At 49.8% G+C, this 24586-nt stretch carries 22 protein-coding genes; 15 read left to right on the forward strand and 7 right to left on the reverse strand.

The window, feature by feature from the left end; all coding sequences use genetic code 11:
* Nucleotides 1-185: 185 nt before the first annotated feature.
* The 4 genes from C558_RS0102030 to cydC are packed head-to-tail and all read left to right on the forward strand — an operon-like array spanning nt 186 to nt 6106.
* Nucleotides 186-1598, forward strand: a complete 1413-nt coding sequence (locus tag C558_RS0102030; protein WP_018754548.1) for a cytochrome ubiquinol oxidase subunit I — start codon at nt 186-188, stop codon at nt 1596-1598.
* A complete protein-coding gene (gene cydB / locus C558_RS0102035; RefSeq protein WP_018754549.1) occupies nt 1585-2601 on the forward strand; it encodes a cytochrome d ubiquinol oxidase subunit II in 1017 nt (338 codons plus the stop codon). Before C558_RS0102030 ends, cydB begins: the two co-directional genes overlap by 14 nt.
* Nucleotides 2601-4328, forward strand: coding sequence for a thiol reductant ABC exporter subunit CydD (gene cydD, locus C558_RS0102040; protein WP_018754550.1), 1728 nt, complete (start codon nt 2601-2603; stop codon nt 4326-4328). The genes cydB and cydD overlap by 1 nt, the downstream gene beginning before the upstream one ends.
* Complete coding sequence (gene cydC / locus C558_RS0102045; protein WP_018754551.1) at nt 4325-6106, forward strand: thiol reductant ABC exporter subunit CydC; 1782 nt, start codon at nt 4325-4327, stop codon at nt 6104-6106. Before cydD ends, cydC begins: the two co-directional genes overlap by 4 nt.
* 59 nt (nt 6107-6165) lie before the next feature.
* On the opposite strand, the gene C558_RS0102050 is transcribed toward cydC, so the two are convergent.
* Nucleotides 6166-6999: a LysR family transcriptional regulator gene (locus tag C558_RS0102050; RefSeq protein ID WP_018754552.1), complete on the reverse strand. Its 834-nt coding sequence runs from the start codon at nt 6997-6999 to the stop codon at nt 6166-6168.
* A gap of 132 nt (nt 7000-7131) precedes the next feature.
* Here C558_RS0102050 and C558_RS0102055 point away from each other — a divergent pair, with 132 nt between their 5' ends.
* A complete protein-coding gene (locus C558_RS0102055) occupies nt 7132-7872 on the forward strand; it encodes an SDR family NAD(P)-dependent oxidoreductase (RefSeq protein WP_018754553.1) in 741 nt (246 codons plus the stop codon).
* 146 nt (nt 7873-8018) lie between these two features.
* Here C558_RS0102055 and C558_RS32305 read toward each other — a convergent pair whose 3' ends face one another.
* On the reverse strand, nt 8019-10517 hold the full coding sequence (locus C558_RS32305) for a galactose-binding domain-containing protein (protein ID WP_051106826.1): 2499 nt from the start codon (nt 10515-10517) through the stop codon (nt 8019-8021).
* A gap of 708 nt (nt 10518-11225) precedes the next feature.
* Here C558_RS32305 and phnX point away from each other — a divergent pair.
* The 3 genes from phnX (at nt 11226) to C558_RS0102075 (ending at nt 14138) form a co-directional block, all read left to right on the forward strand.
* On the forward strand, nt 11226-12056 hold the full coding sequence (gene phnX, locus C558_RS0102065; protein WP_018754554.1) for a phosphonoacetaldehyde hydrolase: 831 nt from the start codon (nt 11226-11228) through the stop codon (nt 12054-12056).
* A gap of 48 nt (nt 12057-12104) precedes the next feature.
* Nucleotides 12105-13220, forward strand: coding sequence for a 2-aminoethylphosphonate--pyruvate transaminase (gene phnW / locus C558_RS0102070; RefSeq protein WP_018754555.1), 1116 nt, complete (start codon nt 12105-12107; stop codon nt 13218-13220).
* A gap of 132 nt (nt 13221-13352) precedes the next feature.
* Nucleotides 13353-14138 carry a DeoR/GlpR family DNA-binding transcription regulator gene (locus tag C558_RS0102075; protein WP_018754556.1) on the forward strand — a complete coding sequence of 262 codons (786 nt, stop codon included), beginning with the start codon at nt 13353-13355 and terminating at the stop codon, nt 14136-14138.
* A 186-nt stretch (nt 14139-14324) separates the two neighbouring features.
* On the opposite strand, the gene C558_RS0102080 is transcribed toward C558_RS0102075, so the two are convergent.
* Nucleotides 14325-14570: a DUF4318 domain-containing protein gene (locus C558_RS0102080; RefSeq protein WP_156825959.1), complete on the reverse strand. Its 246-nt coding sequence runs from the start codon at nt 14568-14570 to the stop codon at nt 14325-14327.
* Between the two features lie 250 nt (nt 14571-14820).
* On the opposite strand from C558_RS0102080, the gene C558_RS0102085 reads away from it, so the two are divergent.
* From C558_RS0102085 to ric, 3 genes are all read left to right on the forward strand, one after another.
* On the forward strand, nt 14821-15786 hold the full coding sequence (locus tag C558_RS0102085) for a LacI family DNA-binding transcriptional regulator (RefSeq protein WP_018754558.1): 966 nt from the start codon (nt 14821-14823) through the stop codon (nt 15784-15786).
* A gap of 154 nt (nt 15787-15940) precedes the next feature.
* A complete protein-coding gene (locus C558_RS0102090; RefSeq protein WP_018754559.1) occupies nt 15941-16822 on the forward strand; it encodes a GNAT family N-acetyltransferase in 882 nt (293 codons plus the stop codon).
* A 101-nt stretch (nt 16823-16923) separates the two neighbouring features.
* Nucleotides 16924-17613, forward strand: a complete 690-nt coding sequence (gene ric, locus C558_RS0102095; protein WP_018754560.1) for an iron-sulfur cluster repair di-iron protein — start codon at nt 16924-16926, stop codon at nt 17611-17613.
* An 85-nt stretch (nt 17614-17698) separates the two neighbouring features.
* Here ric and C558_RS0102100 read toward each other — a convergent pair whose 3' ends face one another.
* The 4 genes from C558_RS0102100 to C558_RS0102115 are packed head-to-tail and all read right to left on the reverse strand — an operon-like array spanning nt 17699 to nt 21383.
* Nucleotides 17699-19255 carry an MDR family MFS transporter gene (locus C558_RS0102100; protein WP_018754561.1) on the reverse strand — a complete coding sequence of 519 codons (1557 nt, stop codon included), beginning with the start codon at nt 19253-19255 and terminating at the stop codon, nt 17699-17701.
* Between the two features lie 50 nt (nt 19256-19305).
* Nucleotides 19306-20043, reverse strand: coding sequence for a bactofilin family protein (locus C558_RS0102105; RefSeq protein ID WP_018754562.1), 738 nt, complete (start codon nt 20041-20043; stop codon nt 19306-19308).
* A gap of 30 nt (nt 20044-20073) precedes the next feature.
* Complete coding sequence (locus C558_RS0102110; RefSeq protein WP_018754563.1) at nt 20074-20745, reverse strand: polymer-forming cytoskeletal protein; 672 nt, start codon at nt 20743-20745, stop codon at nt 20074-20076.
* A gap of 11 nt (nt 20746-20756) precedes the next feature.
* A complete protein-coding gene (locus C558_RS0102115) occupies nt 20757-21383 on the reverse strand; it encodes a YhbD family protein (RefSeq protein WP_018754564.1) in 627 nt (208 codons plus the stop codon).
* Between the two features lie 222 nt (nt 21384-21605).
* Here C558_RS0102115 and C558_RS30185 point away from each other — a divergent pair, with 222 nt between their 5' ends.
* From C558_RS30185 to C558_RS0102135, 4 genes are all read left to right on the forward strand, one after another.
* Complete coding sequence (locus C558_RS30185) at nt 21606-22448, forward strand: endonuclease/exonuclease/phosphatase family protein (protein WP_245583713.1); 843 nt, start codon at nt 21606-21608, stop codon at nt 22446-22448.
* A 184-nt stretch (nt 22449-22632) separates the two neighbouring features.
* Nucleotides 22633-23001, forward strand: a complete 369-nt coding sequence (locus C558_RS0102125; protein WP_018754566.1) for a GntR family transcriptional regulator — start codon at nt 22633-22635, stop codon at nt 22999-23001.
* Complete coding sequence (locus C558_RS0102130) at nt 22998-23888, forward strand: ABC transporter ATP-binding protein (RefSeq protein WP_018754567.1); 891 nt, start codon at nt 22998-23000, stop codon at nt 23886-23888. Before C558_RS0102125 ends, C558_RS0102130 begins: the two co-directional genes overlap by 4 nt.
* Nucleotides 23888-24574 (forward strand): hypothetical protein, encoded by a 687-nt coding sequence (locus C558_RS0102135; RefSeq protein WP_018754568.1) that lies wholly within the window; start codon nt 23888-23890, stop codon nt 24572-24574. Before C558_RS0102130 ends, C558_RS0102135 begins: the two co-directional genes overlap by 1 nt.
* The last annotated feature ends 12 nt before the right edge of the window (nt 24575-24586 follow it).

The raw sequence follows: 24586 nt of genomic DNA on the forward strand, positions 1-24586 counted from the left end.
TCCGTCTTATTCGGGATATTGTGTGACGAAATCGGGAATGTTCCCTTGCGAAAACGGATTCGCGCGAAATAATGTGATAAAAATCACATTAGAATATTCGAGGCCATGACAGAATACAGGAAGGAAGTGGGGCGGGGAGCCTTCGCCTCCAAATTAAAATGTTATCGAAAGGTGGATATGAACGGATGGATGCTGTATTTCTGGCAAGATTACAATTCGCATCGACGACAATCTTTCACTTTATCTTCGTACCGATATCCATTGGTCTTGCGTTAACGATTGCGATTATGCAGACCATGTACGTCGTTAAAGGCAAAGAAGAATACAGAAGCATGGCGAAATTCTGGGGAAAATTATTTCTCATTAACTTTGCAGTTGGGGTTGTTACGGGGATTCTGCAAGAGTTCCAGTTCGGTATGAACTGGTCGAACTACTCGAGGTTTGTCGGAGACGTCTTCGGGGCGCCGCTGGCGATCGAAGCATTGCTCGCGTTTTTCTTAGAATCGACGTTTATCGGTCTATGGATTTTCGGATGGGATCGACTATCGAAAAAGGTGCATTTGACCTGCATATGGCTCGTTAGCATCGGTACGGTGATGTCCGCATTCTGGATCCTACTTGCGAACTCGTTCATGCAGCGTCCAGTTGGATTTCAAATTCAGAATGGCCGCGCGGAGATGAATGATTTCTGGGCACTGGTGACAAATGGTCAACTGCTTGTGGAATTTCCGCATACGGTTCTAGCTGCTTTTGCAACAGGCGCGTTCTTGATCACAGGGATTAGTGCTTACAAGCTGCTGAAGCGTCAAGATGTACAATTTTTCAAGAAGTCTTTCCACATTGCGATTATTATTGGCCTGATCTCCTCCGTCGGCGTTGCGCTATGGGGACATCAACAAGCACAATATTTGATTCATACACAACCGATGAAAATGGCTGCCAGTGAAGCCTTGTGGGGCAAGAGTGGCGATCCTGCGGGTTGGACGGTCTTCGCGACCATTGATCCGAAGAAGCAAGAGAATGGGATGGAGATTCAGATTCCGTACCTGCTGAGCTTCTTGTCGTATAGTAAATTTTCCGGTGAAGTTAAAGGGATGTTAGAACTGCAAGCGGAGTATGAGGCGACTTATGGTCCGGGGAACTATATTCCACCGGTACGCACAACCTTCTGGAGCTTCCGTATCATGGTCGGAGCGGGTACACTAATGATTCTATTTGGTCTATATGGTACGTATCTGGCATGGCGCAAGAAGCTGGAGCAGCCGAACAAATGGTTCATGCGTTTGATGGTCTTAGGCATTTCGTTACCGTTTATTGGGAATACGTTCGGATGGATTATGACGGAGATTGGGCGCCAGCCATGGACGGTCTTCGGATTAATGCGTACGGAAGATAGTATCTCACCAAGCGTGAGTGCAGGTGAAGTTCTGTTCTCGGTGATTGCTTTTTCAACCATTTACATGATTCTGGGGATTATCCTCGTCTATCTATTCATCAAAGTGATTCGCAAAGGGCCATATGCGCCGGATGATCACCATGATGAACATGCCCACGATCCATTTGATAAGGAGGAGGTGAAGCAGCATGCACTTACTTAATGATCTCTGGTTTGTACTTGTAGCTGTGCTGTTCATTGGGTTCTTCTTCCTCGAAGGATTCGATTTCGGTGTCGGGATGTCGACCAAATTGCTCGCGAGAACGGATGGAGAGCGACGCGTGTTGATCAATTCGATCGGACCTTTCTGGGACGCGAATGAAGTCTGGCTGATTACCGCAGGGGGCGCAATGTTCGCGGCTTTCCCGAACTGGTATGCGACCTTGTTCAGTGGATATTACACGCCGTTTGTGTTCCTATTGCTAGCTCTGATTGGGCGCGGGGTTGCGTTCGAATTCCGTGGCAAAGTCAAACATGAGAAGTGGAAAAAGACGTGGGATTGGGTGATTTTCCTCGGCAGCTTATTGCCGCCGTTACTATTTGGGGTTGTCTTCGCAGGCTTGATCAAAGGGCTTCCGATTGACGCACAGATGGAAATGAAGGCGGGCTTGTTCGATATGGTGAACGGGTACACGCTCGTTGGCGGTCTAACGGTGGTTATGTTGTGTCTTGTGCACGGCTTGATGTTTACAACATTGCGTACAGTGGGAGACTTGCAAGTAAGAGCGCGTAAGCTTGGACAGATGCTGCTCATTCCACTTGGGGTGTTGCTGGCAGCCTTCGGGATCATGACGTATACAATGACTGATGTGTTCGAAGTTCGCGGCGGCATTCTTGCAGCGGTCGGCGTCGTTGGCCTCATTGCGTTCTTGTTGTCAGGTTACTTCATGAAAGTGAAAAAAGACGGCTGGGCGTTCGGGATGACGGGTGCGGTGATCGTGTTGTCGGTTGCATCGGTATTTATTGGTTTGTTCCCGCGTGTTATGATTAGTTCGATTGATCAAGCGTTCAACTTAACAATCGATAATGCAGCATCGGGAGCGTACTCCCTTAAAGTCATGACGATTGTAGCGTTAACCCTGCTGCCATTCGTATTGGGTTATCAGATTTGGAGTTACTTCGTATTTCATAAACGGGTTCACGAGAAGGAGCACTTGGAATACTAATGGGAAAAGACATAATGGGATTGAAGGGGGCAAAGTCGGTGCTTGCGCTGACGGCCTTCCTGACCCTTGTTCAAAGTGTGTCTATTATATTGCTGGCGACATGGCTGGCGGAGGTCATCTCCGCCTTGTTCGCTGGACAACCGCTGCAGGAACAGTATGGCAAAATGGCCATGTTCCTGTTTGCTTTTATATTGCGGCAAATCACGGGTCTTGCGATGCAGAAGTTAGCCTATCGGTTCGCGGAGACGACGGGCAGAGATTTGCAGCAGCAGCTGCTGCAGAAGCTGTTCGAGCTTGGCCCTCGGTTCGCGAAGAAGGAAGGAACGGGCAACCTCGTGACGCTCGTGCTCGATGGCATAACGCAGTTCCGCACCTATCTGGAGCTGATCGTTCCGAGGATGATGGGCGTGGCGATTACGCCTGCGCTCATTGTCCTCTTCATCTTCGTGAAGGACCCAACAGCGGCGCTTATCCTGATCGTAACGTTGCCGATTCTGATCGCCTTCATGATCTTGATTGGGCTCGCGACGAAGAAGCATACCGAGAAGCAGCTTGAGACCTACCGGAAGCTATCGAATCACTTCGTCGATTCCTTGCGCGGACTCGAGACGCTGAAGTTCCTCGGCCGTAGTCGATCCCATGGGGATACGATTGAACAGGTGAGTGACCGCTATCGCAGCGCGACAATGAAGACGCTGCGGATGGCATTTCTCTCTTCTTTTGCGTTGGATTTCTTCACAATGCTGTCGGTTGCTTCGGTGGCGGTCAGCTTAGGGCTGCGGCTCATTAATGGCGAGATGGGGCTTGAAGTTGCGCTGCTCGTGCTGATCCTTGCGCCGGAGTATTTCTTGCCTGTGCGAATGGTCGGAGCGGACTATCATGCGACGCTCAAAGGGAAAGAAGCCGGCAAGGCCATGCAAGCGATGATCGCGGAGGAAGGGCTGAAGGTCGGGGAATCCGTACTGCCGGTTGGCTTTACATGGACGAAGGACAGCGTTCTGTCGTTATCGCATGTGAATGTTCAGCATGAAGCAGAAGGGCCGAGTTCCTTGCAGGACGTATCGCTTGAGATCGCAGGCATGAAGCGCATCGGGATCATTGGGGAGAGCGGCGCAGGTAAATCGACGCTCATCGATGTACTTGGGGGCTTCTTGCAACCGAATGTGGGAACCTTCCGATTGGATGGCGTGACCATCCCGGGGCTGCATGATGCAGCATGGCGCGGAGAGACGACGTATATTCCGCAGCACCCGTATATTTTCGATATGTCGCTCGCAGATAATGTGCGCTTCTATCGTCCTGAGGCTTCGGATGAAGAGGTGGCGGAGGCGATTGCGGCCGCAGGACTTCAAGAACTGGTGGCACAGCTTACGCATGGCATGAACGAGGTGATCGGAAATGGCGGTCGGCAGCTCAGCGGCGGGCAGGAGCAGCGGGTTGCGCTGGCACGGGCTTTTCTAAGTGATCGATCGGTCATTCTGTTGGATGAACCGACAGCTCACCTAGACATTGAGACGGAGATGGAAATCAAAGAGACCATGCTTCCGCTGTTCGCCGATAAGCTCGTGTTCCTCGCGACGCATCGATTGCATTGGATGACGGATATGGATCTCATCCTGGTGATGGATCAGGGACGGCTGGCTGAGATGGGGACACATGAAGAGCTGCTCTTGCAGCGCGGCGTCTATTACGGACTGATGACTGCGGAAATGGAGGGGATATTGTGAGAGAAGAATCGTGGTTCCGCCCTTACATTCGGCAACACGGATGGCGATTCGCCATTGTCATTGCACTGTCCCTCCTGACTGTGCTGGCAGCGAGCTCGCTCATGTTCACGTCAGGCTTCTTGATTTCTAAATCGGCGCTCCGTCCGGAAAATATTCTGCTCGTCTATGTCCCGGTTGTCTTAGTGCGTACGTTCGGGATCAGTCGGGCTGTCATTCATTATGTGGAGCGTCTGGCCTCACATGATGCCATTCTACGTATCTTATCGAAGATGCGGGTGCGGTTGTATCGCATGCTCGAACCGCAAGCTTTGTTCATCCGTTCGCGGTACCGGACGGGGGATGTGCTTGGGGTACTCGCGGACGATATCGAATATTTGCAAAATGTCTATTTGCGCACCGTATTTCCGACGGTTGTCGCGCTTATCATGTATATTGCTGTAGTCGTCTTGCTAGGTTGGTACGACATCGGCTTCGCGTTCTTGATGGGGTTGTATTTGTTCGTTCTTGTCTTCGTACTGCCTGGCGTATCATTAAGGATCACGTATGCGCGGCATGAGCAGATGAAGCAGCAGCGCAGCCGGTTATACCGTAAACTGACGGATGCCGTGCTTGGCATGGGCGATTGGATGATTAGCGGGCGTGCTGCGCAATTCGCGGCGGCCTATGAGGCCGATGAACAGCGGGTAGCGGCGATTGAACGATCGCTTAGCCGCTGGGCGCGCGGACGGATGTTCATCGCACAATGTATCGTGGGACTCACGGTGGTATCGATGGCATATTGGTCTGGACAACAGGCTGCCTCGGGTTCGTTCACCGTGACGTTGATCGCGGCGTTCACGCTCGTCGTGTTTCCGCTGATGGATGCGTTCCTGCCGGTCTCGGAGGCGATTGAGAAGATTCCGCAATATCGGGATTCGCTCGCACGTCTGAATGAGATGAGAGATGACGGCGGGGACCTTGGAGTGGATCCTTCTGCGACAGGATTACCGCTTCCTGCGGGGCAAGCTGCGTATATTCAGCTTACAGATGTCTGTTATCGTTATCCATCATCGGAGCAGCTGGCAAGAGAGGTTGCCGATCCGCAGGTTTCAAATTGGACGCTGGAGGATATCCAGCTTGATCTGCCGCAAGGGAAGCGCGTAGCGATCATCGGCCGCAGCGGCGCAGGGAAATCGACGCTGCTCAAGCTTGTGCAAGGCGCACTGGTGCCGAATAATGGCGAAGTGCTGATCAATGGCGTTCCCGCTCATCATTATGGGGAGCAGATTGCCTCGGTTGTCTCGGTGCTGAATCAGCGACCGCATCTGTTCGATACGACGGTGGCGAACAACATTCGCCTCGGACGGCGCGATGCCTCAGACGAAGAGATCGCGGTGGTTGCGCAACAGGTCAAGCTGGACCAGCTCATTGCATCGCTGCCGGAAGGGTATGCGACGCCGATGCTCGAGACCGGGCAGCGGTTCTCCGGCGGCGAACGGCAGCGGATCGCCCTCGCGCGCGTACTGCTGCAGAACACGCCCGTCGTCATCCTCGACGAGCCGACGGTGGGCCTTGATCCGCGCACGGAGCGCGATCTATTGCAGACGATCTTCCACGCACTGCAAGGCAAATCGCTGCTCTGGATCACACACCATCTGGTGGGTGTGGAGCAGATGGACGAAGTTATCTTCATCGAAGATGGGCGCGTTGCGATGCGAGGTACGCACGCAGAGTTGATGGAGCGGGAGCCGCGGTATGCGAAGCTGTACCGGTTGGATCGTCCACAGATTCATATATAATGCAAAAGCGGTACCTGCGATGGAAGTCGTAGGTACCGCTTTTTTTGTTTCCGTTGATTCTATGAATCTTTCTCCATCATCTGGATGAAACTCGTAAGCGCAATCGATCTAGCATGGGTTCGCTTGACGATAAATTGAATCCCGACGTGGCGCAATCCATCAGGTAGAGGAATACAACTCACATCTGGCGGGACGACACTCTTCGGCAATAAGGAGGTGCCCATGCCTTCTTTGACACCTGTCAGAATGGCGTTCAGCGTATCGAATTCCATGACAGACACAGGCTGGTGATTCTGTCGATCGAACCATTCAAGCAAGCGTCGTCGGTATGGACAATCGGGAAAAGCATTTACAATAATAGGTTGTTCCAGCGGATGAGGGTCACTCGATGACGATATGAGAACGAGCTCTTCTTCCCAGTGCATGACAGCTTCGACGTGCTCATCATGGAATTGATCGCTAATGAACGCACCATCGAGCTCGCTATGTGCGACATGTCGAAGCAACTCCATTTGATTACCAGTCTTCATGGATATCTGTACTTGCGGAAAGTCGCGGTTATATCGGCTAAGCAGGACGGGCAGGCGCTGAGCGGCAAAGGTCTGTGTAGCCCCGATCCGCAGGACAGCTTGGGCTGGCGTCGCAGCTATCTCTTTTTTTCCATCTTCCAGTAAGTTAATCACTTGGTCTGCGTAGTGGAGCAGCTTCTCGCCTGCAGGCAGGAGGGTTACACCTTTATTCGTTCGTTCGAATAGGGGGACGCCGAGCTCCTGCTCCAGCTTTTGAATGCGAAGTGTAATATTGGATTGTACGTAGCCTAGTCGATCCGCTGCTCTAGAGAAGGATAATTCTTCGGCAACACATTGGAAAATTCGAAGCTCAGGACTTTCCATGACAATCCCTCTTTTCCCGGTATCAGTTTTATTAATAGTCAGTATGATATCTAACAATTATACAACGAGATCAAAGGGAAGTACGATGGTAACAGAAGGACAGCAACGAAAGGAAAGGATCGGTGAGTCTCAATGGAATTGCAAAATAAAGTGGTGTTAGTAACGGGTGGAGGAACTGGCGTAGGTCGGGCAACTAGTATCCTGCTTGCGAGAAAAGGGGCCATCGTCGCGGTGAATTATTCCAGATCGGAAGCGGAGGCTCTTGCAACCGTCCAAGTGATCCGGGACAACCAGGGTCAGGCCATCGCCGTCAAAGCGGATGTATCCAATGAGCAAGAGGTGCAGCAGATGATTGCGGACATTGCGCATAAGTATGGGACTGTGCATTACCTGGTGAACAATGCGAGCATTACGGCGCAGCTTCCGATGAGCGACCTGGATGCCGTGACGGATGAGATGTGGGATCGTCTGCTCGCCGTGAATGTCAAAGGGATGTTCTATACGGCGAGAGCCGTGGCTCCGTATATGAAGAAGAATGGAGAGGGTGCGATCGTGAATCTCGGCAGCGTCGCGGGAACGACAGGGCTCGGCTCCTCGCTGCCTTACGCCGTATCCAAAGCAGCCGTGCACGGACTGACCAAGTCACTCGCCCATGCGCTTGCGCCAGATATCCGCGTTAATGCGATTGCCCCGGGCGCAGTCGACACACGATGGTGGGCAGGCCATGAGGCGAAAATGCATCGGTTAGCAGGTAGCATCATGCTGCAGCGGATATCGACACCGGAGGATATTGCGGAGTCAATCGTCTCCATGCTGCTGCAGAAGTCACTGACGGGCCAGATCATCACCGTGGATAATGGTCAGACGATGTAGAACGAAACCTTGCGAGCGGCACCATTGGATGAATACAGAGGGACGGGGTACAAGCTAAAACCAGCCCAGCACAGTGTCCCGTGCATGGGCTGGTTTTGTTATTAGGGTAAGAACCCGATATCAGGTTTTACGCGTTGCGAATCGAATCAGCTGCCGTATACTGCGAATTCATAAAGGGAGTACCAGTAGCCGGTGCCTTGATTTGTCGCAAGCATCCTGACATACCTTGCATTTAGCGGTTCGAAGTAGATGTCGTCGATGCCGCCATCGCCCTCCGATGTCACATACACATCTGACCAGTTGAGTCCATCGTTCGACAACTGGATCCTGTAGCCCTTCGCATAGGCAAACTCCCAGTTTAGCTTGACATTATTGACGCGGTACTGCTGTCCGAGGTCGACGTAGATCCATTGCGGGTTGGAATATAGACTGGACCATCGGGTCGTCAGGCTGCCATCTACCGCTTTATCGGCCGTGTATGCGGCTGTCTCGTTGGAAGAGGAGGTTGCCGTTTTGTTCAGCGCTAGATTCGGTTTGCCGTAAATCTGGAATTCGTACAAGGAATAGCCGTAGAAGGAGTAGGCTCTTTGCGTCCCGTACATCCGGACATATCTCGCGTTAACCGCAGCAAAGGAGATATCGTCGATACCGCCGTCGCCCGTTGTCGTCGTGTATACGTCCGTCCAATTGGCTGCGTCGTTGGATACTTGGATCTTGTAGCCTTTGCCATAGGCCAGCTCCCAATTCAAGATGACGCGATTCAGGTTATAAGCCTGCCCGAGGTCGACCGTAATCCATTGCGGGTCCGCGAATGTGCTGGACCATCTCGTCGTTCCGTTGCCGTCCACCACATTGTTCGCCGTCAAGGTGGCGTCCTGATAGGTTGATGACGTAGCTGTCTTGTTCAATGCTAGATTGGTCGTTAAGCCGGATCCTACGCTATCTCCGAATACTTGGAACTCATAAATGGAGTAGCCGTACATCGTCCCCCGTTCCGTCGCACTCATTCTCACATACCTTCCCGTTGTAGGCGCGAAGCCGATATCGTCGACTCCACCGTCGCCTGTCGTTGTCGTATAGACATCCGTCCAATTGGTGGCATCGCTGGATACTTGGATTTTGTAGCTCTTACCGTATGCGTACTCCCAGTTCAGCCTGACGCGGTTGACGTTATAGTCCTGCCCGAGATCGACGTAGATCCACTCATTGTTTGAATTCTGCTGGCTTGACCACCTGCTGCCGAACAAATTGTCGACAGCCTTGGAAGCGGATACGGAAGAACTCTGGCTGGAAGAGGCGACGGCCGTTTTGCCGGATGCCAGGTTGGTTGGAATTGTGTACGTCCCTTTGGTGAATTTGTAGATGTCTTCATACATCTGTCTACCGTCATAAATGCCGTTTATGCCGCTGTTGTTCTTGTTTTTATAGAAGTTATATATCGCGAAGATATCTTGGTACCAGCCCTTGACCGCTCCCGACATATATCCGTATTCCGCGCCAGCTTTTAAGTAATTATCGAACCGGTTTTTGAAGTCGAGGTCGTGCATCGCCCTTTCGTCAAATTCCATCTCGATGCCTTCATTGTAGGTCTGGGCTTGGGTGGTTACCGCCGTCATTCTCGAATAGTCTGAACTTGGAACGAAATAGTGGTTGGGCTGCTGAATGCTGAAATCGAAGGTGTAGTTATGCCAGTTGTTGCTCTGCCCGGCGCCAAAGTACGGAATCCAGCAAAATTTCAGGCCAAGCGTATGGAGATAGTTGCCCGAGTTGTTGATCGCATTCACTTCATCATACGGGGAGTAGGGGTAGATATCTTCGTTGAACCAGTAGAACCCCTTTAATTCAAGGTTGCTGTAATTTGCTTGGTTCCATCTGCTTCGTACGGTGTCGATATACCATTTGATTACCTTGGTCATGTTGCTCGGCGTCGAATTCAGGTTTTCGCTGATTCCGTCGTTATCGACATCCCCGAAATTGGTGATTTCGCTGTTGGGGTAAGGGATCATAATGTATACTTTGGATTTATAACTTGGTTGGTTGAGTGTGGTCGCAACCTGTTGGGTGGCCTGATTCAGGGCATCTAGTTGTTGATTGGCGGTGAACAGGCGGTTCATGTACCACTCCCAATCCGTCTTATAGGTCCACTTGGCAGAGTCCGCTGTATCGCCGAAATCTCTATAATCGGGGGTATTGATTCCTAGGAACAGAAATGAGTCGAAAAAAGTGTCGTCCATCGTGTTACTGCTGTTGTAGTGCGCAACATAAGGCAATAATGTATTTTTGTCATACGTGCCGAGTTCTTTTCCCTCGTATGTCGTTCGTCCGCCGTAATATCCCGTATACAACAGGGCCATATTCTTCACGTTACCGGATGCTGCGGTATTCGGAGGGAAATATCCCGTCGCAGCGGCAGCAACGGCTTCGGTATCGAGTGGCTGCTCAAGGTCTGGTGAAGGCTCCGGTTGCGGCTCGGGCTGACTAGGAATTTCGGGTAACGTCTGTTGATCCCCGGGCTGCGTAGCCTCTGGCGGCGTATCCCCTTCTGCCTTCGCTACCGATGGATGAATCGATAAAACAATCGAGAAGATTAGCGCAAATAGTAACAACAACGAAATTCGTCTTTGATGCCCCTGACTACGTTTCATTTTTCATCCCCATTTCTTAGATTGAAATGATAGTTACGTTGTTACAAGTCGAGTACATGGGATTTGCCCGGGCGCCCATTCACTCCAAGAGGCCTCTTCACAGTTAATACTATGAGACAAATTCATGCGTGCTAAATAGATATTTTATTACTTTTGATATACACTTCTTTACTTTCATTACATTTTCTCACCTAAAAATAAAAAACCTGCCATCAACCTGACAAAATATTGGTAAAATTTATAATTTTTCAAGGTGTCATCTTAGATACTGTGCAAATACGTCGTCGTGGTCAAGCTTCGTTCGGAGCCTGCAGTCGCTTCATCTCTAGCCGATCGCTAAGGCGGCGTTCTTATTTCGAGAGAGTGATTTGAACAAGGGCTTCAGCCAGCTGATAACGTGATTGAGATTTACATGTAAGGTGGATTATATCCCCTCCAAGTTGACAGACCACGCGCATTGGATTTCATATGCGTTGTGAGCGGCTTGGAGGGGATTTTGTTTTCGGGCCCCGGGTTATTTAGCGCCCGGACAAGGCATTATGAATTTTACGTAAATATGGCTGTAGGCAATTGACACTACCCTAGTGGTGTCTTATGATTTGATCATAAACACAGGTAAAAACAACTAAAAACAATTAAATAAAACTAATGGATTAGGTATTAATTGTTTTCCAGGCGAATCTAATCATATAAAAGGAGTGTGTGGCGATGGCATTACCGTATCAAGGGAAAATAAAAGGCGTTATATTTGACTGGGCAGGGACGATGGTGGACTATGGTTGTTTTGCTCCATTGCTTGTATTCGTCAATGTATTTAAGAAGTGGGAGATTGAGATTACAGCCGAAGAAGCGCGTGGGCCGATGGGCATGCTGAAGCGTGATCATATTAAGGCGCTGCTCGCGATGGAACGTATTGCGGGATTGTGGCAGGAGCGCTACGGAAGAATGCCGGAGGAAGCCGATGTCGATGCGCTTTACGCTGATTTTGAGCCGATGTTGTTCACAGATTTAGCAAGTTATACCGATCCGGTACCGGGAGCATTGGAAGTCGTTGCGAACCTTAGAGAACGCGGTCTTAAAATTGGCTCAACGACGGGCTATACGGCAGAAATGATGGAGATCGTCGCGGCAGAAGCGAAACGCAAAGGTTATTTCCCAGATACACTCGTCACACCAAATGATGTGTTCGCAGGACGGCCTTACCCTTGGATGTGCTACCGCAACGCGGAACTGCTCGGCATCTATCCGATGGGAGCGATGGTCAAAGTCGGGGATACAATCAGCGATATATTGGAAGGCGTGAATGCCGGCATGTGGAGTGTAGGCGTCATCCAAGGCGGCAGCGAGTTAGGTCTGAGTGAGGCAGAAGTAGCAAATATGCAGGCAGAAGAACTGGAAGCTCGGATGCAAGTGGTTGAAGAGCGGTTCAAGGCCGCAGGCGCGCATTATGTGATTAAGCAAATCGGAGAATTTCCAGCCTTAATCGACCGTATTAACGAACGTATTGCTCAAGCTGAGGTCGTTGAGGTGTTGGTTTAGTTACAGACCGATGCTATCCATCATTTCATAATCGAGGAGCGTAACGATATGAATACTGAACTGTTAGATGATAATCCGTATTTGCTGCTCACCCCAGGTCCGTTATCGACGAGCAAGAGGGTCAAAGCTGCGATGCTCAAGGACTGGTGCACATGGGATCGCGATTATAATGATCTGGTACAGAGCATTCGTCGCCGGCTTGTTACGCTTGCAACGCAGCGTATTGAAGAATATTCCGCCGTGTTACTGCAAGGCAGCGGTTCGTATTGCGTGGAATCAGTGATCGGAAGCGCACTGGGCAGTACGGACAAATTACTTGTCATGACGAATGGTGCTTATGGCAAACGGATCGTTCAGATGGCTCAAGTGCTAGGGGTTCAGGTTGTGGTGCTCGACAGCGGCGAAGTCTCTCTTCCGGATTTGGATGATCTGGAATCGATGCTTCAGCAGGATCCTTCGATTACCCACGTAGCGATGGTCCATTGTGAGACGACCACGGGGATTCTGAATCCTATTGCGGAGGCGGGCCAGATTGTGAAGTTACACAATAAAGTGTTCATCGTGGATGCGATGAGCAGCTTTGGCGGCGTGCCGCTAGATGTGGCTGAGCTCGGTATCGACTTCTTGATCAGCAGCGCGAACAAGTGTATTCAAGGGGTTCCGGGCTTCGGATTCGTCATCGCACGCATCGATCGGCTTCAGGCTTGCCAAGGTCAAGCGCGTTCACTCTCGCTGGATTTGTATGATCAATGGCATCATATGGAGCAGAATGGCGGCAAATGGCGCTATACATCTCCGACGCATGTCGTGAGAGCATTTGATGAAGCGATGCTGGAGCTTGAAGAAGAAGGCGGCGTTGCAGCAAGATATGCGCGTTATCGTCAGAATCAGCAGACCCTTGTGCGAGGCATGCGGGATCTGGGCTTTGAGACGCTTTTGGCGGATGAAATGCATTCTCCGATCATTACATCATTCTATTATCCAGACGCATCGTTCAAGTTCGAAGACTTCTATAAGGAGCTCAAAGCTCAAGGATTCGTCATCTATCCAGGTAAAATCTCCAACGCGGACACGTTCCGCATCGGCAATATTGGCGAAGTCTATCCCGGTGATATGGAGCGGCTTGTATCTGCTGTTGGTCGTGTGGAGTCGAAAAGCTTGTAGATGATTGATAAGTCTGTCAAGGGCGATGCGAGTGCAATACTTGCATCGCCCTTCTACATGTTCTGGATAGCGAAGCCGTTGTTCTAAAGTTATAATGTGTAAGATAAGTTGTATGACGGAGGGGATTCGCAGTTGTCGTTGATTGGCGAAGAACGTAAAGGAATCATATTAGAGCAGTTGAACGCAGAGGGACAGGTTAAGACATTTGACCTCGTGCAGAAGTTAGGTGTGTCCTCGGAGACCATTCGTCGGTACTTGGAGGAGCTGGAGCTCGAGAACCGGTTGAAGCGGGTATACGGGGGCGCGGTGAAGATTAACCTCCTCGGCGAAGAGCCTTCCTATCTCAAGCGCGAAGTGATTTATGCCGAGGAGAAACGAATGATTGGGAAGGCTGCGGCCGCACTGGTGGAGGATAATGACGTCATTTTTATTGATGACGGGACGACGCCGCTTGCGATGATTGATTTTCTGATGAATAAGAATAACCTGACGGTGCTAACGATATCGATTCCGGCGCTGCATCAGCTGATTGAATACAAGAATAAGGAACTGTTCAATGGCGAAATCTATCTGATTGGGGGCAAAGTGAATTCGAGGCATTCTCGAATTACCGGCTCCATCGCCGAGAAAATTGTGGATCTGTTCCATGCGGATAAGGCGTTCATTTCCATCGATGGGATGGTGCTGGGCAAGGGGATTACCGCCTTTGATGCAGAACGTGGGCAACTCGTCAGTAAGATGATGGGCAATTCCAGGCAATCCATTGTCATGACCGATGGCAGCAAAATAGGACTTACTCAGCTCTATCGTATCGCGGAATGGCGAGATATGAATACGGTGATTAGCGATGTTCATATGCCGAAGGATTGGGTCAAACCGCTTGAGAAGTTTGGCGTGGATTGGATCGTGGCGCAGTAATATGTGCTGTACGGCAGGATGTGCAGTGTGTAGAAGGTGGAAGAGCTATCTCCTTCAGTGTAGGTTGGCTGCTATCATGGATTTTAGCATCAACTATGACCTAAACTGCGCCTATATCAGAGTTATCATAGCCCCGACAATGAAAAAACGAGCCGTTAGCTTCTCTTCTAAGGCTCGTTTTGTAAATTATATTTCTTTGAAATGAAGTACAAAGCCTGCTCTTCCAGCGTTTTCAACTTGGCATTGATAGACGACATGGTCGATCGTGACTACGGCAGGTCTATTGTATTCTATAAACGTATAGGTTACATTCTCTTTCTTACAATAACGTTCAATTTCATCTAGGAACTCTTGTTTGTTCTTGGGCGGATGATCCAATTCGACTGAGAATCCCTTCTTCATAGCCTTGTCCCATAGAGATTTCAACATCATAACACCTCTTCCATTATCGATGACATTTCATTTAAGAATCGTAGTATACCTCTATTATACCCCCTGTTTTCTGATATTCACATTGTTTTTCATCACTTCTTTACATAAGCTGGATCGACTGCTCCTGAGTAAGCCGAAGTGAATACAATTGTATTGATGTTCGGATTGGCGGTCCACTGTGATCGCCAATCTTTTGTGGTATATTTAATTTACATGAAGTCGGAAGGTTTGATAGATAGGGGCGAATGTATTGGTCAGTATTAAAGATATCGCTAAAAAAGCAGGGGTTTCCGTCTCAACGGTATCTTACGCACTGAATGGGAATCCGAAGGTAACCGAGGAGACGCGTGCTCGAATCCTGGTGATCGCTAAAGAATTAAATTATGTTCCGAATGCGGCGGCCAGATCCCTGAAGAAGAAGGAGTCCCGAATTATCGGTGTGTTCTTAACCGATTTCAACGGTGCTTTCTATGGCGGTCTGCTGCAAGGCATTAAGGAAGTTCTGAATGATAAGGAATATGATCTGGTCGTGTGCAGTGGAAAGGAATCTCATCGGATGCTGCCGGAGCGGATTATTGACGGTGCCATCATTCTGGATGAGCAGTTCAATAGTGAAGAGCTGCTGCAGTATGCAGATCGTGGACATAAAATCGTGGTGCTGGACCGTGAGCTGAGCCATCCGAACGTGAATCAAGTGCTGTTGGATAATAAGGCAGGCGCGATGCTAGCGACGGAATATTTGCTTGAACAGGGGCATCGGAGAATCTATATCGTGAACGGCCCGAAGGGATCTTATGATGCTAGACAGCGTCTCCAAGCGTCGAAGCAGACACTCGATCGCCACCCGAAGGTAGAATATATCGAGATCGACGGCGATTTCAACAAATCCGCAGGGGAGCAAGCGGCGAAGCTGATTATCGATGCGTACACAGAGCCTGTTGCGGTATTCTGTCTGAATGATGAGATGGCGATTGGATTCTACAACTACGTAGCTTCAACGAAATATCGCATTGGGGAGCATATTCATATCGTCGGGTTTGATAACATCGAACTAACGGAATATACACAGCCGCGTCTTGCGACCATTAACTATTCGAAGAAAAAATGGGGCGCGCTCGCAGCAGAACAATTGATTAAGCTGCTGCAAGGCGAAACCGTGGAGAATGAACGGATTTATGTGACGCTCGTGACGGGGAATTCGGTTGGGCGTGTTTAGAGGGATAGCGAAGAAGGCTTATCTTCAAGCGATTTATATCGCTTAGGATAAGCCTTCTTTTTTCAATGGGAAGATTTATGGTCTATGGCATCGATTAATCCAGAAGGGGTTGACCATAGGTGTAAAATAGGGAATAGATGGGAGGGTTTACCTGATGGAAATACGGAAAAGACAAGGATTGACCGAGCAAGAATTGCATGACATCCGCATATTGGCGGATATTTGTGATGCGCTGGATGGAATTAAGCTGAAATTGAACTGGGTATCCTTACAGACGCGGCCCACACAAGAGACGAATGATTTTCTCATTTATGAGAATGGCGATCTGGTCGGGTACTTAGGCATTTATAGCTTCCAATCTTCGGAGGCAGAAATTAGCGGAATGGTTCATCCACTCTACCGGAGACGGGGAATGTTCACACAGCTTGTGGATGCGGCAGTGGAGGAGTGCAGACAGCGGGGATTCGGCAATATTCTCTTCATTAATCATCATCGTTCTACGGCGGGGCAAGCATTCCTGGTCGCGCGGGGCACGAAGTATAAGGTATCTGAGCACTGGATGCGTTGTGAGCGGACGGATGCAGATCTTAGTGGCTTTCATGTTCGTGGCATGAGCGAGAACAACATCCAACTTCACGTCGCGCGAGAAGCGGATAAAGAGCTGTTGGTTCAGCTTAATGTTGACGGATTCGATATGAAGGAAGCGGATTCGCGGGATTATGTAGAACGTACCTTCAATAGCCCACTGGAATATACGTATATCGCAGAAGCTGAAGGCCAGCCGATCGGCAAGCTGGGTCTTACCTTCGAGGATGGCAGTGCCTTTATTTATGGGTTCTGTGTGAGTCCGCTCCAACGGGGGAAAGGGAATGGTCGACGTATTCTTGTCGAGCTCATGAACATGTTACAGCGCGAACAAGGGAAGACGCGGTTCGAACTCGAAGTCGCTGTAGAGAATGCGCGCGCGCTTGGCATTTATGAGGATTGCGGATTCCATGTGATTAGCGCGAACGATTATTATGAATTGATTTTATGAAAAATGGGGCCAGAGTGACTGAGATCACGATGGCTCTTTGTCTTCCGTCGTATGATGATCTTGCATGAACCAAGATCTATTGAACTGGAGGCGAATCCCTTATGATTACACAAGAAATGACCGTTCGTGATGCGGTATTGCAATATCCAGCTGCGAGTGATGTGTTCAAGCGGCTCAAAATTGATTTTTGCTGCGGTGGCAACCGTCCGATCCAAGAAGCAGCGGAAGAACGCGGACTGGATGCGGCGGCCGTTGTTCATCAGCTGAATACGATGAAGCAGGATGCACCAAGTATAGGAATCGGGATGGATTGGCAGTACATGTCCTCACGGGCGTTGATTGAATATATTGTGAAGAAGCATCATCAATATTTGCGAGTCCAACTGCCGCAGATCGCTGCGAATGTGGAGCGCGTCTATCATGTGCATGGCGGTGATCAACCGCATCTTGTTCAGATGGCAGAGCTATTCCGCCAGCTTCGAGCAGAGCTTGAGGCGCATATCGCCAAGGAAGAGGAGACTTCCTTCCCAAGCATCATTCGAGCAGAAGAAGATGCGAATGCTGTCTCGCATGCAGATGTACGGGCAGTCGTGGCAGAACTGGAAGGCGAGCATGATGGTGCCGGGAACCTGCTGAAGCAGCTCCGTCTCGTCACGAATGATTTCACCCCGCCTGAGCACGCTTGTACGACCTACCGGATCACTTATGCCCGCTTGGAAGAGTTGGAAGGGATGACGTTCGAGCATGTGCATCTGGAGAACAATGTGTTATTCCCGCGGTTTGATCTGTAATCGATCCATGTGATATGAATAAAGGCACTCCTTCCAGGATCCATGATATGGAACCCTGGGGAGTGCCTTCTTGTATTCTAAAAGATTATGAGCTGGTTGTTGCTCTCGCTTCCGCTTCCGCCTTCGCTTCAGCGGCTTGCTCTTGGTAGCTCTTCATGCGATCGTTCGTCATGTAGAAGGTGAATAGCAGCGCGAGGACAGTCGGAATGAGTGCCCACATAAATGTCTGCACGATCGATGAAGAGAGCGCATGTGTAATTTTATCTAGAATATCCGGAGGAATGCTGGCCCGTGCTTCTGGCGATAGAATCGCTCGCGGATCGGATAGCATATCCATGCCTTGCGGTGCCGAATCCATTCCGGCAAACGAGGATTTCAGGCCATCCGTGAAGACATTCTTCTGCACCATACCGAAGATCGTAATGCCGATCGTCATGCCAAGGGAGCGGATGAAGGCAATCGTAGAATTCGCGGAACCGCGCTGTGATGCATCAAAATGATGAATAGCCGCCATCCCAAGGACGGAGAATGATGCACCGAGCCCAAGTCCTGTAATAATCATGTAGAACGTGATCATGCCTCGTGAGGTGTCCGTCGTGATCGTTGTGAGCAGCGCAATCCCGATCAGGAAGATGAGCATGAATACGACCATGACCTTCCGATACCCGAATTTGACCGATGACATGGCTCCGACTTGTGCTGAGACCGTCGTTCCGAGCATCATCGGCAGCAGAATCATGCCGGAGTTCGTGGCTGTACCGCCTGTCACGCCTTGGACGAAGATCGGAATATAGACCGCCGCCGCAATGAACGCCGCACCGGAGAACAGACCGATGATCGTACTAGACGCGAACAATCGATTCTTGAACATTGAGTACGCGATGATCGGTTCTTTGGCAGTACGTTCAATGAACAAGAAAATGATGAATAGGACGGCGAATCCTGCGAACAGGCTTAAGATAACCGTGGAATCCCATGCATACGTACCTCCTCCGAACTCTAACGCGAACATGAGGCAGATAATGGAGCCGACCAATGTCGTAGCACCTGCCCAGTCGATTTGCAGCCGCGAATGTTCATGCGATTCGTGATAAAAGAGCACGACGAGCAGTAGGGCAACCGCTCCGAGCGGCACATTGATGAAGAAGATCCAATGCCATGTGAAGGTATCGGTGATGAATGCACCAAGCAGCGGTCCGAAAATACTGGATAGACCGAAGACTGCCCCGAATAATCCCCCCATTTTACCGCGTTTCTCAGGAGGGAAAATATCGAACATGATCGTGAACGCAATCGGGACGAGCGCTCCGCCGCCAATCCCTTGAATAGCACGGTAAATGCTGAGCTGCGTGATGGTCTCAGCGGTTGCACATAGAATCGAGCCCGCTAAGAAGAAAATGAGTCCGAAGATGAAAAACCGTTTGCGTCCGTACATGTCGGACAGTTTGCCGAAGATGGGCATGCCGGCCATTTCCGCCACCATATAGGCCGAGGTGACCCATACGAATTTATCCATGCCGCCAAGATCGGAGACGATGGTGCCCATGGCCGTCGATACGATGGTGTTATCCATCGAGGCCATGAGAATGCCGAGCAGTAGGGCTGTTACGACAAGCCCTAAATTATTTTTTCCTTTAACCACGGGTTATTCCTCCACGTTATATATTGTTCATGGCTTTCATGGGAAGCCATCTATGTCTGTATGCATTGCTCCACGGAAGCATCGGGCGCCTGTTGGTAGCTGCTGCGGTATTCCACCCGTTCAATGATACAGCCGCTGCCGATAGTGACGCGATTGCCGCGGACGATTTTGGCGGACGTATTCTCCAGGTGAATGTCATCTCCTTCAATACTGTCTGCGATTAATCGCGAATCCGGCTGCGTTTTGAAGATGTCGAGCAGTGATTTCAGCATACTGGCCATGCCTTGCGGTTTACGCACGTTAATCTGTTCACCGCCGATTTCACGCGCTCGTGACGGCCAATAAAGATCGAGATCCATTTGGCCGACGTTCAACAGTCCTTGGATCTCGAATGCCCCTTTGCCGCGCAGGTGGTCAATGGCACAATCGCCATCGACGCTGATGAGGCCATGGAGTTTAATCTCTTCGCTCGTTAAGTTCTGTCTGACGATGACATGGCCGCCGATTTTGGCATCGTTCAGGGTAACGTTGCCCATCGCCTTAAGTTCACCATGAAGGTTCAATCGATCGGTTGTGATATCACCGTTCACGACGGTGGTCCCTGTGATACGGGTGATTTTGCCTTCGAATGCACCCGATACATTCGTATCGCCTGTGCAGCGGAAGATTTCACAGCTAATATCACCGGTAATCTGAACCTCGCCTGTTATGCTGACATTCCGATAATAACCGCCAGCGGCACTAGAAGAGCCCGTTATACGAAGATCTCGAACGTTATTGTTGCTCATTGGTTTTGCCTCCTTTTGTCAGAATTCCCGTTAGATCTGGGTGTGATATTTTACTTTGGAGCTAGGATGAATATGAAGTTCGTCTTTGTATTCGACGCGCTCGATAATACAATCGGGACCGATGCTGATGCGGCCTCCGCGGACGACAGTTGCAGTAGCATGCTCGAGCGAGATGTAGTCTCCTTCGATGGTCGTTGCCGTGACATGCGTGTTCATGAAGACACCGAGCAACTTCGTCATGAACTGAGAGCCTGCATGTTTAATTGTTATTTGTTCGCCCACAATTTCATGCGCCGAACAACCGCCTTGCGCAGTAATCTCGATGATATCAGCGTTCAGCATACCTTGAATGATAAAGATGCCATTCGATTCGAAACGTTCGGCTTCGCAATTGCCATGGATCTTGATATGTCCGTTCATCTGGATGTCTTCCCCTGTGAGTTTGCCTTGAATCGTAACCTTGCCATCAATCCGCAGCTGATCGGCATGCGCAGCGCCTTTAATTTTCGCAATGCCGTTGATGCTGGCACGTTCTGAACGTAAATTCCCTTCGACTTTACTGGTTCCGTTGCAGCTGAATTCCATGCAAGTCACGTCGCCGTGGATTGTCCCCATGCCATCGATAGAGACTTGGCGGAAGCTGCCGCCGTTGGAGCTTGCGATGCCATTGATCTGGATATCGCCGCTTGGATAATCATTCATATACCTTCCTCCTATTCAGATAATCGTGTTTTGAGCGCTTCGATGGAGTTGGATAGGGCGATACGTTGGACGAGTTTGGCATGGTCCTCCAGGTACACTTCGCTGCTGCCTGAGATGAGCAGGAATGTCGCAACCCCCATTTTGCGGATAAAAATCAGGTCACAGCTCTTTCCATCGAATTTCTTATAATGATCATTCAGTACCTGCAGTAGAATGCGGCCTTCATCAAGGCTCATTTCACCGGTCTGCAGCATCTGATTCAGGACATAAAGGGCAATTAATCGCTCATAGGTGAGCACTTCTGCCTCCCCGAACTGTGCTGTGAGCAGCTGCCACGAGACATCAGATACAATACTGCGTTTCTTCAGGTCTGCGCTGTACAAGGCCATCTCGGTCAAGTTGGGTGAGAAGAGATCTGCGAGATCATCGAGCGATGCATTGTCTTTCAGGTTCAAGATCTTATCGATCCGATCTAATATTTTATCTTTGGGAAAAAAGGTCTCTTGGCCCGTAAATGTAGATTTGCGGATAAACCAATCCTCAGGGATGAGGTCCTTGCGTTTCCATCGATATAATTGACCATAGGAAATGCCAGTGAGCTCCAGCAGGTCTTTTTTAGATATGAGATTGTCTTCCATCGGGTTGAACCTCCTTCACTCGCGTCAGTAAAACAATGTTACGCACACATCGTAACACTGTTTCGTTGACAGTGCAAGAGGCAGGCTTGAACTTTTGGGTGAGGAGGCATACAGTAACAATATTGGAATTGTTTTTATATGATGAATCATTCTTTTTTCTAAAGTATATGAATGAGGTGAAGAGGCATGAAGGAACAAGCGTTGATGCACGAAATGAGATGTATGTCGTTCAATATCCGTAATGCATATGGGGATCAAGACGAGAATGCTTGGTCGACGCGTGCGCATATGGTGGCAGGGATGATTCGTTTTCATCGTCCAGACATTGCGGGCCTTCAAGAAGTACTGCTGAGTCAGGTTGAGGATTTGGAGCGGTTGCTTCCGGAATACGGTTTGGTAGGCGTAGGGCGAGATGATGGAGATAAGGCAGGGGAATTCGTCAATATCCTGTACCGCAAGCACCGGTTCGAGCTGCTCACGAGCGGTTCGTTCTGGTTGTCAGAGCAGCCGGAGCAGCCAGGTTCCATGGGGTGGGATGCAGCTTGCACACGTGTAACGACGTGGGCGAAATTCCGCGATCGGCAGGATGGTGCAGAATTCGTACATATGAACACACACTTTGACCATGTTGGCGTTGTTGCTGTAGAGCAGAGCGCTTATCTGCTGCGCGAACGGGCTGCAGGAGTGGCAGGAGCGAATCCGGTCATCATAACAGGAGACTTCAATTGTACTTCTTCTTCGTTGCCGTATCGCATCATGTGCGAGGAAGACGGAGGCCTGTTGAAGCTGCGGGATGCTTCCGTAGTGTCCGCGTACCGCCACTTTGGCCCAGGCTTTACGTTCCACGGATTTGATTGTCAAGCGATGGCGGCGCAGATGTTCCCTCGGGAGTTCCAGCATACGCGCGACGCAGCGTTTGAATTCGATTCGCCGATTGATTTTATTTTCGTTAATGAACAGGTATCGGTGCAGACGTATGGCATTCTAGGCGACCATCTAGCAGGTAAATTCCCTTCGGATCATTTGCCGATTATGGCGGATATTGCTTGGACCATCGAGGGATAACCAATAAGAACAAAGAAACCTTTCTTTAGTGATGGGGGTAGAGTTACCTCCGTGTCACCAAAGGAAGGTTTCTTTTTTGTCTTCAAACTACTTAAGGCTATTTTTGGAAAATAGGATTGACAAAAGAGTTGATTACTTATATAGTTAGTTACATGAGTAATGAACCAACTTGGTGGTGATAAAAATGATATCGATGGATGACAGTCGTCCGATCTTCATGCAGATCGCAGAACGGATCGAGGATGACATTATTGAAACAAGATTGCCTGAGGAGTCGCAGGTGCCGTCAACGAACCAATTTGCTACGTTCTATCAGATCAACCCGGCTACTGCTGCGAAAGGCGTCAATTTGCTAGTGGATCAAGGTATTCTATATAAAAAGCGAGGGATCGGGATGTTCGTAGCAACAGGTGCACGCGCGCAATTAGTGGAGAAAAGGAAAGATCAATTCTATGAACAGTATGTCGTTGCTATGATGCAAGAGGCTGAGAAGCTCGGAATTACAAGCGAGCAGTTGGCAGAGATGATTCGTACAGGGAGGAAAGGATCATGAGTCGTATAGTCGAGGTAAAGGGATTAACGAAAGTATATGGTAATTTCGAAGCCGTCAAGGATGTGACGTTCACGATTGAGGCGAACAAAATCTATGGTCTACTCGGACGGAACGGAGCCGGCAAGACGACAATTATGCATATGATTACGGCGCAGCAGTTCAAGACGAGTGGGGAGCTGAAGGTGTTCGGCGAAGAGCCCTATGAGAATAATCGTGTGTTAAGCCAAATCTGCTTCATTAAGGAAAGTCAGAAGTACCCAGATAATTACCGCGTCATCGATGTGCTGGAAGTGGCGTCCATGTTCTTCCCGAATTGGGATCAGGCCTTTGCACATGAACTGATCGAAACGTTCCGTCTGCCGCTCAAGCGGCGGGTGAAGAAGCTGTCTCGCGGTATGCTGTCTGCGGTGGGGATCATTGTAGGGCTCGCGAGTCGTGCACCGCTTACGTTCTTCGATGAGCCTTACTTGGGACTCGATGCCGTTGCACGGGAGCTATTCTATAATCAATTAATTCAAGATTATGCGGCATATCCACGTACTGTGGTGCTGTCGACGCACTTAATAGACGAAGTCAGCCAGCTACTCGAGCATGTGATGGTGATCGACCAAGGGAAGCTGATCCTGAATGAAGACACTGAAGTATTGCGCGGGCAGGCGATCTCTGTGGCAGGAACAGCATCGCAAGTGGAGGAGTTCATTCGAGGGAGAAAAGTGATTCACCGCGAGCCTTTCGGCGGACTGCTTACGGCAACCGTGATGGGAGCCGGAAGCACGGAGGATCGCAAACGGGCAGAATCGTTTGGATTAACCATTACGCCTGTATCGTTGCAGCAGCTCATCGTTTATTTAACAGGCGGATCGGTAAGAAAGGCTGGTGAGGCATAATGAATCGTTCGATAGGTGTAATGAAAATGCATCTTCGTGATAAACTTGGCTACTTGTATTTACCATGGATCATCTGTCTGGGCTCCTTCTCTGTTAATTTACTCATTGGTGGCTTGATCCAAGAGGAGAAGGGCTTCTACTCCGGCGGGGTGATGTCTATCTTTGTTTATATGCTTGTCGCGGGGATTGTTGTGGTACCTCAGACGATTCCATTCGCGCTCGGACTTGGGGTGCGGAGATCGGATTATTTCACCGGCACAGCGAGTACATTAACCCTACTGAGCTTCGTCTTCTCCATCGTACTGTCTTTGCTCTCCTGGATCGAGGCGGCCACATCCGGCTGGGGCGTGAAGCTAGGATTTTTCCATTTGCCTTATCTATATGTGGGAAGCTACTTGCAACAGTTCCTTGTGTTCTTTTTGATCATGCTCATGTTGAGCTTTTGGGGGTTCATTATTGCATGCTACCATCGTCGATTCGGAAAAGCAGGAACGTTCACATTATTCATCGTATTGTTCTTGCTTAGCAGTTTATTCTCATTCTATATGACGTATTTTGGGGACTGGATGGCCGTGTTCCAGTGGTTCGCGGACAAAACAGCGCTGGACCTAGCGATTCGCACCATACCATTCTCGATTATTTTCGCCGCTTTGTCGTATTTGTTCTTGCGTCGTTCGACAGTGTGATCATGTAAATCA

Origin of the sequence: Paenibacillus terrigena DSM 21567, assembly GCF_000374845.1 — a bacterium.
Lineage (GTDB): Bacteria > Bacillota > Bacilli > Paenibacillales > Paenibacillaceae > Paenibacillus_K > Paenibacillus_K terrigena.

What these genes read in the sequence shown, in the direction of transcription:
- C558_RS0102030 (WP_018754548.1), top strand. Translation starts at nt 186, where the DNA reads ATGGATGCTGTATTTCTGGCAAGATTACAATTCGCATCGACGACAATC.
- cydB (WP_018754549.1), top strand. Translation starts at nt 1,585, where the DNA reads ATGCACTTACTTAATGATCTCTGGTTTGTACTTGTAGCTGTGCTGTTC.
- cydD (WP_018754550.1), top strand. Translation starts at nt 2,601, where the DNA reads ATGGGAAAAGACATAATGGGATTGAAGGGGGCAAAGTCGGTGCTTGCG.
- C558_RS0102050 (WP_018754552.1), bottom strand. Translation starts at nt 6,999, where the DNA reads ATGGAAAGTCCTGAGCTTCGAATTTTCCAATGTGTTGCCGAAGAATTA.
- C558_RS0102055 (WP_018754553.1), top strand. Translation starts at nt 7,132, where the DNA reads ATGGAATTGCAAAATAAAGTGGTGTTAGTAACGGGTGGAGGAACTGGC.
- C558_RS32305 (WP_051106826.1), bottom strand. Translation starts at nt 10,517, where the DNA reads ATGAAACGTAGTCAGGGGCATCAAAGACGAATTTCGTTGTTGTTACTA.
- phnX (WP_018754554.1), top strand. Translation starts at nt 11,226, where the DNA reads ATGGCATTACCGTATCAAGGGAAAATAAAAGGCGTTATATTTGACTGG.
- phnW (WP_018754555.1), top strand. Translation starts at nt 12,105, where the DNA reads ATGAATACTGAACTGTTAGATGATAATCCGTATTTGCTGCTCACCCCA.
- C558_RS0102080 (WP_156825959.1), bottom strand. Translation starts at nt 14,570, where the DNA reads ATGATGTTGAAATCTCTATGGGACAAGGCTATGAAGAAGGGATTCTCA.
- C558_RS0102090 (WP_018754559.1), top strand. Translation starts at nt 15,941, where the DNA reads ATGGAAATACGGAAAAGACAAGGATTGACCGAGCAAGAATTGCATGAC.
- ric (WP_018754560.1), top strand. Translation starts at nt 16,924, where the DNA reads ATGATTACACAAGAAATGACCGTTCGTGATGCGGTATTGCAATATCCA.
- C558_RS0102105 (WP_018754562.1), bottom strand. Translation starts at nt 20,043, where the DNA reads ATGAGCAACAATAACGTTCGAGATCTTCGTATAACGGGCTCTTCTAGT.
- C558_RS0102110 (WP_018754563.1), bottom strand. Translation starts at nt 20,745, where the DNA reads ATGAATGATTATCCAAGCGGCGATATCCAGATCAATGGCATCGCAAGC.
- C558_RS0102115 (WP_018754564.1), bottom strand. Translation starts at nt 21,383, where the DNA reads ATGGAAGACAATCTCATATCTAAAAAAGACCTGCTGGAGCTCACTGGC.
- C558_RS30185 (WP_245583713.1), top strand. Translation starts at nt 21,606, where the DNA reads ATGTCGTTCAATATCCGTAATGCATATGGGGATCAAGACGAGAATGCT.
- C558_RS0102125 (WP_018754566.1), top strand. Translation starts at nt 22,633, where the DNA reads ATGATATCGATGGATGACAGTCGTCCGATCTTCATGCAGATCGCAGAA.
- C558_RS0102130 (WP_018754567.1), top strand. Translation starts at nt 22,998, where the DNA reads ATGAGTCGTATAGTCGAGGTAAAGGGATTAACGAAAGTATATGGTAAT.
- C558_RS0102135 (WP_018754568.1), top strand. Translation starts at nt 23,888, where the DNA reads ATGAATCGTTCGATAGGTGTAATGAAAATGCATCTTCGTGATAAACTT.